We start from the raw sequence: 10233 nt of genomic DNA on the forward strand, positions 1-10233 counted from the left end.
CGCACCACCGCTCGGCTGAGGTACCGAAGGGAGAACCCTGAACAGGAGCTGCGATGCCTGGCCATGGCACGCGGCGCGGCGGACCTGCGCACTCTCGACGGCGGCCCCGACCGCGACGGTCGCCGCCGCACCGTGTCCAGCGCGGTGTGGCACGGCCTGCTGGTCAGCGCCCGCCGCCTTCGCCTCCAACCGTTCGAGCAGCCCGGCACCGACCGGTGGCACCGCGGCAGCGGAATTCCGCTGGGTGTCCTCGCCGATGTACAGGTCTACACAACCGATGCCGATCCTGGCTGGCAGCGCAAGGGCCACTCACCGTTCTGCTCACACTCCGGAGAACGCGGCGTCACCGAGCATGACGACCTGCTGCGCGTCGCGGACCTCCTCGCCCGCGACGACTTCGACTGGTGCAGCAAGTGCGACGGCTTCGCGGTACGGCGACTGACCGACACCCAGCTGTCCTACTACCGGGCGGCCCACCGCCTCCACGACGTCGCCCAGAAGCTCGACCGGGACCCGGGCACCACGCACGGGACCGACTGGGAGGCGCTGACCGCTCAGCTGAGCGAGCTGTCCGACTGGCACCCGATCGGCGAGAAGTACTGGGACGCCCCGGAGTCGTGGCGCTGGAGCGAGATCATCCGCGACCTCCGACGGCGCCTTGAGGTAGCCCGCCGCCAGACCCCCTGACGAAGAGCCCGACTGCACGGGGGTGTCCCTCGGGCGACTATGCCGCTCGCAGAACACCCCCGTTGCCCTGCTCACGGTTCGCCCAACCGGACGCGGCCTGGTCGAGCGCGTGGGAGAGCGCGAGAACGGCCTCGTCGGCGGAGTCCTTGAACAGGTGGCCGTAGAGGTTGATGGTGATGGCGAGGGTGGAGCGGCGCATCGTCAAGCAGTTGTTCGTATGCGCTTGGGGACCAGTTGGGGACCAAGTGGTCTCGAAGTGGTCGCATCCGGGGGCTGGGGGGTCTCTCGGCCCGGCTCCTCGCGCACATCCAGGAGGGGTGGACGTGACGTCCGCATCGGTTCACGGGTATCCGTGAACGCGGGCGCTCGTGCGGTGCGGGGAGCGAGCATCTCGGGATGACTTCGAGCACGCTGACTGCGGCCGAGCCGACGGCTCGGTCGTCCACCGGCGAGATGGTCTCCCGGCTGCTGCACACTCTCGGCGACCCCGATCCGGCCCGGGGAGTCGAGGACATCACCGTGGTCGGGGCGGATCCCCTGGTGTCCTCGGTGCATCGCCTCGCCGGTGCCATGTCTGCCGTGATCGGTTGACCTGACGATCCGCTGCGCCCGTCCAGGTGACTGTCGCTCAGCTGCGGTACTGGCGCGACGAAGACAGCGACGAGACCTACTGGGCGCGTCACCTGGCTCGGTCCGTCAAAGCCGCCGTCCTCTGGCCCGCCCTCGCCGCCGAGCTCTGATCCCTCGGTGCATCGCCTCCGCCGCCGGCCGGCCCGGCCTGGTCGGTGACGGAGCAGCGGCGGTGTCCGTACGGCTCGACGTCCCGATTCCCAGTAGCCCCTGAAAGATAGGGTTCCGTCCATGGAGTTCCAGGTCCTCGGCCCCGTGTCGGTCAGCGGGAACGACGGGCCGTTGCCGCTCGGGCCCGCCAAGCGGCGCAGCCTGCTCGCGATGCTGTTGCTGCGGGCCAATGTTGCGGTCTCCGTGGACACGCTCACCGAGGCGCTGTGGGACGACGAGCCCCCTCTGCACGCCCGCACCGTGATCCAAGGCCATGTCTCGCGCCTGCGGGCACTGTTGGCGGGCGTCGACGCATCGGCGTACGGCGTCGAGCTGAGCACGCGCGGCGCCGCGTACCACCTGGAACTGCCGGAGACGCTGCTCGACGCCCACCGCTTCGAGGGCCTTGTGGCGCTCGCCCGCCGCGCCACCGACCCCGGTGACAGGGCCGCGCTGCTCACCGAGGCGCTCGCCCTGTGGCAGGGCCCCGCGCTGGCCGGCGCCTACCCGTCGCCGCTGCTGCGCTCCGCCGCGCACGCCTTGGACGAGGCGCGGCTCGCCGCGGTCGAGCTGCTCGCCGACACGTACGTCCTGGGCGGTGAACACGAGCGCGCTGTCCAGCTGTTGCGGCCGGAGAGCGGGGCCCATCCGCTGCGCGAGCCGCTGGCCGCCCGGCTGGTCGAGGCGCTGCACCGCGCGGGGCGTTCCTCGGAGGCCCTGGACGCCTACCACCGCGCACGTCAGGTTCTCGCCGACGAGCTCGGCGTCCGTCCGGGCGCCGAGCTGACCGCCGCCTTCACCCTCGCCCTCGGCCCCGACAGCGCCCCCGCGGTCCGGGCCGATACGCCCCAGCCCGCCCTGGAACCAGTGCAGGTCCGGCCCAACCTGCTGCCTCGTACCCCGCGTGGATTCCACGGCCGCACCACTGAGAGCGCCGCGCTGACCGCGGCCGCGGCCGGACCTGACGGGCCGGTCGTCGTGGTCACCGGGCCCGCCGGGGTCGGCAAGACCGCACTGGCCGTGCACTGGGCGGCCGGCCGGCGCTCCGACTTCCCCGACGGGACGCTCTACGCCGATCTGCGCGGGTTCAGCGACACCTCGGACCCCGAACCGGCCGAGCTGTTACGGGAGTTCCTCGTCGCTCTCGGCGTTCCACCGTGCCGGATGCCCGAGTCGGCGGATGCCGCCGGTGCCCTGTTCCGCTCGCTCACCGGCGAACTGCACCTGCTCGTCGTCCTCGACAACGCCCGTACCTCCGCCCAGGTGCGCCCGCTGCTGCCCACGGGACCCGGCTGCGTCACCGTCGTCACCAGCCGTGCCCGCCTCGCCGGTCTCGTCGCCTCCGACGCCGCCCGCGTCGTCGCCCTCGACGTCCTCGCCGCCGACGACGGCGTGGCCCTGCTCACCCGTGTCCTCGGCGAGCACCGCACCGCCGCCGAGCCCCAAGCGGCCCGCCGTATAGCCGAGTTGTGCGGCGGGTTGCCGCTCGCGCTGCGGGTCGCCGCCGCTCGGCTCGTGGAACTCCCCGCCCTCGGCCTCGCCTCCCTCGCCGACCGGCTCGCCGACGAGCGCCAGCGGCTCGCGCTGCTCGCCGCCGAGGACATCGGCGTCGCCTCCGCGCTGCGGCTCACCACCGCCCACCTCCCCGCCGACGCGGCGCAGTTGTTCACTGCGCTCGGCCATCACCCGGGCACACACGTCGACCGGTTCAGCGCCGCTGCGCTCGCCGACACGTCCCCGCCGGATGCGGCCCGCGCCCTCGACCGCCTGGTCGCGGCGCACCTGATCACCGAGACCACCCCCGGCTGCTACGTCCTGCACGATCTGGTCCGGCTCTACGCGCGTGGCCGGAGCCACGACCCGGCCGCCCGCGCCGCGGCCCGGTTGCGCCTGTACGACCACTGCGTGGCGACCGCGCTGTCCGCATCCGAGGCCGCGGAACCTGGCGGGGAGCCCGCCTTCGTGCAGCCCGATGACTTTCAACAGCCGCCCACAGTGCGGGACTTCACCAGTCGCGAGGAGGCGCTCGGTTGGTTCGCCGCCGAACGCGACGACCTCGCCCTGATCGCCGCTGCGGCCCGCGCCGAGGGCAGGCCCGAGCGGGCCTGGCGGATCGCCGTGACCCAGTGGCCGTTCGTGGTCTGGCGGGTCCTCGCCGACTGGGCGCCCACCCTGCAGGCCGCCCTCGCCGACGCCCGCGCCTGCGCCGACCCCTATGCAGAGGCCCGCGTCCTGACCCTGCTCGGCTGGGTGCTCGCCGAGGAGGGCCGCACCGCCGAGGCCGTCCGGCACCTGCGCCTCGCACCCGAACTCGCGGCCCGCGCAGGCGACATACTCGGCGAGGCCACCGCCCTGGTCAACCTCGCCGCGGCCCTCCCCGACGACGAACCCGGCGCCGCCGAAACGGCCTGCACCCGAGCCCTCGCCCTCGCCACCGAGGCCGACGACGCGCACACCCGGATGCTCGCGCTCCAGCACCTGGCCCGCATCCACCTCGGCGCGGGCCGCCACCGGCAGGCGTACGAGGCGGCCGAGGTGGCGCTCGGCCTCGGCCCCGAGCACGAGGCGGTCGCCCGGCGCGTGCTCCTGCGTACCTGGCAGGGCGAGGCGCTGGCCGGGCTCGGCGACACCGTGGCCGGGCGGCGCTGCCTCGCACAGGCCGCGTTTGAGGCCGAGCAGACCGGCTACGACGCGGGCGCCGTCACCGCGCTCGATGCCCTGCTGCACATCGCCGACCAGGACGCACTGCCCGAACTGCGGCGCCGGCACGCGGCGGCACACGCCAGGATCCGGGAGCGTTAGCGAGGCGTTAGCGCCGCCGCCGCGCTCGTTAGTGATCTGCCAGCGCGCCGCAACACCCTCGTTCGTGTAAGGGGAAGCGACCTCGTGCAGGATCGCGACCCACGAACGAGAACCGGGGGAACCAGCCATGCGCACCACCACCCGTCCCGCCCTGCTCGCCGTCGGCGCCGTCGCCACGCTCGCCCTGTCCCTGACCGGCTGCAACGACGGCAGCGGCACGCAGAACAGCGGCGCCGCCGGCACCAGCGCATCATCAGCCGCCCCGTCGGGTTCCACCTCCACCTCGGCGCCGTCCGGGAACAGGACGAGCACGAGCGGTGGAGGCAACTCGTCCTCCCACACTGGCGGGGGCGGCGTCACCGCGGCCTGTACGACCAAGAACACCTCGGTGACGTTCCGCCAGTCCTCGGGCCACGCCAGTAACGCGCAGGCCGCCGCGGCCACCCTCAAGATCACCAACAGCTCGGGTGCCCCCTGCACCATCGTCGGCCCGACGACCGTGGTCGCCGACGACGACCAGGGCAAGGCGAGCCCGGTCTCGGGGGACAACTCCAAGGAGGGCTCGGAAGCGGTCGAAGTACCGGCGGGCGCCGCGGTGGTGGCGGACGTGCTGTACAACGACGTGAACAGCGAGGGCACCGAGTCGGCCCGTTACACCTGCCCGGTGCAGGCGTCCCACGTCAAGGTCGCGCTGCCCAAGGACGTGGGCACCACGGTGAACGTGATGAAGGCGAACGGCTCGCCGGGCGGCGTCTTCAGCGTCTGCGGCACCGACTTCAAGGTCGGAGCCTTCGCGGCACGGTAGAGCTTGGCGCGGCCCCGTGCGTTCGCACAATCCCGGGCATGACGGCGTGGCTCAGGAGCAGGTTGGTCGCGGTTTTGGGCCAGGCCGCGATTCTCCCCAACCTGAATCCCTGTAATCAGCCGTGGGGAGCGCGGAGTTCGGGATCGACGGACCTGGTCTTCGCGGAGCTGCTCGTGTTCCTCGTCGGGTGGTGGGGGAGAATCGGCGGGCCGTGTCGGCGCGATCGGTCGGCGACGTACAACAAGGACAAGGCGGGCGGGATGAGCGAGCACGGCCGACGGCGGCGTCACCGTACGGTGGACCGGGTCGTGTGGATCCTGGAGGCCGCCGCGCGGGCGCCGGGCGGGGTGACCGTGGCCGAGTTGGCGCGGATGGCCGGGGCGCCGGCGAGTTCGGTGCAGGATCTGGTCAATGGACTCGTAGCGACGGGTTTTCTGCTGGAACAGCGCCGGCGCTTCCGGCTCGGGCCCGCCCCGCACGTCCTCAACCTCATCGCCGGCCGGGTCGTCCCGCGGATCAGCCAGGCCGAGCTCAACGAGCTGAGCCGCGTCGCGGGTACCCCGGTGCTGCTCACGGTGCGGGTCGGGCTCGATGCCGTGCACCTCGCGCGCGGCGGCGAGGACGAGATTCCCCGCCTCGTGCCGCTCGCCGACGAGCACATGGCCCGGCCGCTCCTGCGCACCGCCGCGGGCCGTCTGCTGCTGGCCTTCACCGACGAGGCGGAGCGCCGTGGGCTGCTCGACGAGCTCGCCCGCCACGACCCCGAGGCGGTCGCCGAGTTCCGCCGCGCTCTTCCGGGGATCCGTGCGTCGCGGATCAGCCGCAGCGAGGGTCTGGCCGATCCCGAGGTCAGCGCGCTCGCGATCCCCGTCACTGACGGCCCCGTCGTCACGGGTGCCCTCGTTCTGACGCAGCGGCGTCGTGGCCGCTCGGAGCGGCTGAGTCTGGACCGGGCGGCGGCCCGGCTCCTCGCGCACATCCAGGAGGGGCGGACGTGACGTCCGCATCGGTTCACGGATATCCGTGAACGCGGGCGCTCGTGCGGTGCGGGGAACGAGCATCCCGGCATGACTTCGAACACGCTGACCACGGCCGAGCCGACGCCTCGGTCGTCCACCGGCGAGATGGTCTCCCGGCTGCTGCACACTCTCGGCGACCCCGATCCGGCCCGGGGAGCCGAGGACATCACCGTCGTCGGGGCGGATCCCCTGGTGCCCTCGGTGCATCGCCTCGCCGATGCCATGTCTGCCGCGATCGGTGTCTTCGGGCGGCAGACGGCGGCGGTCGGCGAACAGCGCGGCCACCCGCATCAGAGGGTTCAGGTGCAGGCCGGGGCTGCGATCGACCAGCTCATGGCGACGTATCACACGACGCTCTCGGGACGCCCGCTCGGTGCTCTCCTCGACGACCCGACCCTGCTCGGCAACAGCGACTTCTACCGGGCGCGCGACGGCCGGTGGATCTTCATCATCACCACCTATCCGCATCTGCGGGACGCGGTCCACTCCGTGCTGAGGTGCGGGCTCGACAAGGTGGGGATCGCGCAGGCCACGGCCGGCTGGGATGCCTTCACGCTGGAGGAGGCCGTCTGCGCGCGGGGCGGCGTCGCCTGCGCGGTGCGCAGCCGGGACGAGTGGCTCGCGCACCCCGCGGGGCGCTATGTCGCGCAGCGCCCGGTCGTCGAGATCGAACGTGTCGGTGACGGACCGGTCCGGCCGCTGGAGCCGATCGGTGCGGACGACGAGGCGCTCGCGGGCGTACGGGTGCTCGATCTCACCCATGTCATCGCAGGTCCCGTCGCGGCGCGGCTCCTCGCCCAGTTCGGCGCCGACGTGCTGCACCTGTCGCGTCCCGACCGCCCCGACCCGATCCCGATGATCGCGATGACCGGCGGCGGCAAGCGAAACGCCTACTGCGACCTGCGCGACGATCACGACCGTGCGGCCTTCCACGACGCGCTCAAGGACGCGGACGTCTTCGTCCACGCCTACCGGGGACTTGCCCGGCACGGGGCGTCGACCGCGGAACTCGTCCGGCGCCGCCCCGGGCTCATCACCCTCGAATACCACGCCTGGGGCGCCGACGGCCCCTGGGGCGAACGTGGCGGGTTCGACCAACTCGCCTGCTCGGCAACCGGATTCGCCGTCGAGGAATGGACCGACCGGCCGTCGCTGCCGCCGACGTACCTGCTCAACGACTACCTCGCCGCCTACCTCGGGGCTGCCGCCGTCGCAACGGTCCTGCGCCGACGTGCGGCGGAGGGCGGCTCGTGGCGGATCCGCGTGACCTTGGCCGGGGTGTGTCACTGGGTGCAGGAACTCGGTCTGCTCGCGCGGGAGGACGTACTCGGCCTCCCCAGGCCCGGGCGCGCGCCGCTCGCCGCGCTGTCGACCACGGGGACCGACTTCGGCCCGCTCACCGAACCGGCGACCCCGTTCGCGTACAGCGGGCGCACGGTCCCCCAGCCTGGCTGGCGGTCCCCGCTCGGGTCTGCCGCGCTCCAGTGGAGCTAGGCCACATCTAGGCCACATCCGGGCAACCAGCCCTGGCAACTGAAACCGCTGCCCCATGCCGACCGATGCGGCGAGTTCCACCGTATCCGCCTCTTCGGCACCACGTGTCCGCCGCCGCCCGTACCGCACCACCGTTCATCCACCCCGCCCGATACCCCAGGAGGTGCAGGAAGATGTCCGAGAAGCCGTCCGGCCCGTCCGGCCGAGGACTCCTCGCCGGAGTCCGCGTCATCGAACTGGCCAGCGTGATCATGGCTCCGTACGCCGCCCAGCAACTCGGAGACCTGGGCGCCGACGTGATCAAAGTCGAGCCGCCCACCGGTGACATGACGCGCCACTACCCGCCACAGCGCCACCCCGGCATGGGCGGTGCGGCACTCAACCTGAACCGCAACAAGCGCAGCGCCGCCATCGACCTCAAGGCCCCGCACGGCCGTGACGCCCTGCTCGCCCTGCTGCGCACCGCCGACGTCCTCATCACCAACCTGCGCCCGCAGGCCTTGGAGAAGCTCCGCCTCGGCTACCACGACGTCGCGGCCGTCAACCCCGGCCTGATCTATGCCAACGCCCAGGGCTTCCGCAGCGACAGCCGCTACGGCACCCACGCCGCGTACGACGACATCATCCAGGCGGCCAGCGGCCTGGTCTGGCTCAACCACCAGGTCTCCGGCCAACCCCACTACGTTCCCACCGTGCTGGCCGACAAGATCTGCGGCATGCAGATCGCCCAGTCGGTACTGGCCGCGCTGCACTACCGGGAGCACGGCGGCACCGGACAACACATCGAGGTCCCGATGGCCGACACCATGCTCGCCTTCAACCTGGTCGAGCACCTGGGCGCGGCCGCCCTGGACGCCGACGGGGCGTTCGGCTCGCCGCGCTCGCTCAGCCCGCAGCGCCGCGCCCTGCGCACCGCCGACGGCTGGATGTGCATCCTGCCGCAGAGCGACCGCAACTGGCGGGACTTCACCGCCTTCGTGGGCCGCCCCGAACTGGCCGCCGACCCGCGCTTCGCCACCGGCCCCGACCGGGCCCGCAACGCCGACGCGTTCTATCCGCTGCTCGCGGAGCTGACGCCACGTCATGCAAGCGCCGAGTGGCAGGAGTTCTGCGACCGGGCGGGCATCGCGGCCGCCCCCGTGCTCGACCTGGCCTCCGCCGCCACCACCGCCTACGCCCGCGAGGGCGGCCTGCTGCGCGAGGCCGACCACCCCACCGAGGGCCGCTACCAGGTCATCGGCCTCCCGGTGCGCTACTCGGCCGACCCGGAGCCGGAGCTACGGCCCTGCCCGGCCATCGGCCAGCACACCGAGGAGGTCCTCCGCGAAGCCGGCTTCGATCCCTCCCTGCTGCACCCCGCAGGCTGACCGAATCCCCGTACCGAAGAGAACGCTCATCCACCAGCCCAGGAGCGAACGAACCATGTCGCCTTCAACGCTTTCACCGATGGCATTTCCCGACGTCATCCTGCCCGAATCGGCCTGCCGACTCCGTACCGAGGTCCGCGCCTTCCTCGACGAGGAGCGCGCCCGCGGCACCGTACTCGGCCGCCCCGACTCCTGGTTGGCCGGCTGGGACCCCGACTTCAGCCGCCGGCTCGCGGAGCGCGGCTGGGTCGGCATGGCCCTGCCCGTCGATTACGGCGGCGCCGGCCGCGGCTTCCTGGAGCGCTACGTGGTGATCGAGGAACTGCTCGCCGCCGGCGCCCCGGTCAGCGCCCACTGGGTCTCCGACCGGCAGGCCGGCCCGTCCATCCTCCAGCACGGCACCGAGGAGCAACGCCGCTTCTTCCTGCCCCGGATCGCCGCCGGGCAGTGCTTCTTCTCCATCGGCATGAGTGAGAAGAGCAGCGGCTCCGATCTCGCCTCGGTCGCCACCCGCGCCGAACGGACCGCCGACGGCTGGCGGTTGACCGGCACCAAGATGTGGACCGGCGGCGCTCACGTCAACGACTACGCCATCGTCCTCGCCCGCACCGATGAGGCCGAGGACAGGCACACCGGCCTCAGCCAGTTCATCGTCGACCTGCGTGCCCCGGGCGTGCGGGTCGAGCCGATCCGGCTGATGAGCGGCGAGCACCGCTTCAACGCCTTCCACCTCGAAGGCGTCGACGTCCCCGACGGCATGCTGCTCGGGCAGCTTGGCGACGGCTGGAAGCAGGTCACCGGCGAACTCGCCTTCGAACGCAGCGGCCCCGAACGCTATCTGTCCACCTTCCCCCTGCTGGTCTCCCTGCTCCGCGAACTGGAGCAGCGCTCCGCGACAGCCGAACAGCTCACCCAGGTGGGCATTCTGACGGCGCGCCTGCACGGCATCCGCCAACTGTCCCTCGGCGTGGCCGCCGCCCTGGACGCCGAAGCCTCGCCCGACACCCAGGCCGCCCTGGTCAAAGACCTCGGCACCCGCCTGGAGGGCACCCTGGTCGACACCGTCCGCAGCGTCCTACCGACCCCCGCCGACCCGCATGCCACCCCCGGTACCCACCCGGAACTGCTCGCCTTCGCCCTGCTGCACAGCCCCGGCTACACGCTGCGCGGCGGCACCAACGAAATCCTTCGCGGCATCATCACTCGCGGTCTGGAGCAGCACTGATGAACACCCACACGATCGACACCGGCGCGCCCGTCATCTCCGCCGACGCCTACG

Annotated in this window: 9 protein-coding genes and 1 pseudogene; 9 read left to right on the forward strand and 1 reads right to left on the reverse strand. The window is 72.4% G+C overall.

Features of this window, described 5'->3' with window-relative positions; translation table 11 throughout:
• Window positions 1-687: pseudogene (locus J0670_RS18335) on the forward strand (hypothetical protein); the annotation flags it as partial.
• Between the two features lie 37 nt (window positions 688-724).
• On the opposite strand, the gene J0670_RS18340 reads toward J0670_RS18335, so the two are convergent.
• Window positions 725-892: a hypothetical protein gene (locus J0670_RS18340; protein ID WP_207812692.1), complete on the reverse strand. Its 168-nt coding sequence runs from the start codon at window positions 890-892 to the stop codon at window positions 725-727.
• A 191-nt stretch (window positions 893-1083) separates the two neighbouring features.
• Between J0670_RS18340 and J0670_RS18345 the strand changes: the two genes are divergently transcribed.
• From J0670_RS18345 to J0670_RS18375, 8 genes are all read left to right on the forward strand, one after another.
• Window positions 1084-1278, forward strand: coding sequence for a hypothetical protein (locus J0670_RS18345; RefSeq protein ID WP_207812693.1), 195 nt, complete (start codon window positions 1084-1086; stop codon window positions 1276-1278).
• A gap of 26 nt (window positions 1279-1304) precedes the next feature.
• Window positions 1305-1427: a hypothetical protein gene (locus J0670_RS39950; RefSeq protein ID WP_279383030.1), complete on the forward strand. Its 123-nt coding sequence runs from the start codon at window positions 1305-1307 to the stop codon at window positions 1425-1427.
• Window positions 1428-1548: 121 nt separating this feature from the next.
• A complete protein-coding gene (locus J0670_RS18350) occupies window positions 1549-4269 on the forward strand; it encodes a transcriptional regulator (RefSeq protein WP_207812694.1) in 2721 nt (906 codons plus the stop codon).
• 127 nt (window positions 4270-4396) lie between these two features.
• The gene (locus J0670_RS18355) at window positions 4397-5074 is read left to right on the forward strand and encodes a DUF4232 domain-containing protein (RefSeq protein WP_207812695.1); all 678 of its coding nucleotides are present in this window, start codon (window positions 4397-4399) and stop codon (window positions 5072-5074) included.
• A gap of 38 nt (window positions 5075-5112) precedes the next feature.
• Window positions 5113-6072: a helix-turn-helix domain-containing protein gene (locus tag J0670_RS18360; RefSeq protein ID WP_207812696.1), complete on the forward strand. Its 960-nt coding sequence runs from the start codon at window positions 5113-5115 to the stop codon at window positions 6070-6072.
• Window positions 6073-6141: 69 nt separating this feature from the next.
• The gene (locus J0670_RS18365) at window positions 6142-7587 is read left to right on the forward strand and encodes a CoA transferase (RefSeq protein ID WP_207812697.1); all 1446 of its coding nucleotides are present in this window, start codon (window positions 6142-6144) and stop codon (window positions 7585-7587) included.
• A 173-nt stretch (window positions 7588-7760) separates the two neighbouring features.
• Window positions 7761-8954: a CaiB/BaiF CoA-transferase family protein gene (locus J0670_RS18370; protein ID WP_207812698.1), complete on the forward strand. Its 1194-nt coding sequence runs from the start codon at window positions 7761-7763 to the stop codon at window positions 8952-8954.
• Window positions 8955-9033: 79 nt separating this feature from the next.
• Window positions 9034-10179, forward strand: coding sequence for an acyl-CoA dehydrogenase family protein (locus J0670_RS18375; RefSeq protein WP_243437190.1), 1146 nt, complete (start codon window positions 9034-9036; stop codon window positions 10177-10179).
• Window positions 10180-10233: the final 54 nt, after the last annotated feature.

The sequence above is a fragment of the Streptomyces sp. FH025 genome, from assembly GCF_017427025.1.
Classification (GTDB): Bacteria; Actinomycetota; Actinomycetes; order Streptomycetales; family Streptomycetaceae; genus Kitasatospora.

Coding starts and splice junctions, on each gene's coding strand:
- J0670_RS18345 (WP_207812693.1), top strand. CDS start 1,084: ATGACTTCGAGCACGCTGACTGCGGCCGAGCCGACGGCTCGGTCGTCC.
- J0670_RS18350 (WP_207812694.1), top strand. CDS start 1,549: ATGGAGTTCCAGGTCCTCGGCCCCGTGTCGGTCAGCGGGAACGACGGG.
- J0670_RS18355 (WP_207812695.1), top strand. CDS start 4,397: ATGCGCACCACCACCCGTCCCGCCCTGCTCGCCGTCGGCGCCGTCGCC.
- J0670_RS18360 (WP_207812696.1), top strand. CDS start 5,113: ATGACGGCGTGGCTCAGGAGCAGGTTGGTCGCGGTTTTGGGCCAGGCC.
- J0670_RS18365 (WP_207812697.1), top strand. CDS start 6,142: ATGACTTCGAACACGCTGACCACGGCCGAGCCGACGCCTCGGTCGTCC.
- J0670_RS18370 (WP_207812698.1), top strand. CDS start 7,761: ATGTCCGAGAAGCCGTCCGGCCCGTCCGGCCGAGGACTCCTCGCCGGA.
- J0670_RS18375 (WP_243437190.1), top strand. CDS start 9,034: ATGGCATTTCCCGACGTCATCCTGCCCGAATCGGCCTGCCGACTCCGT.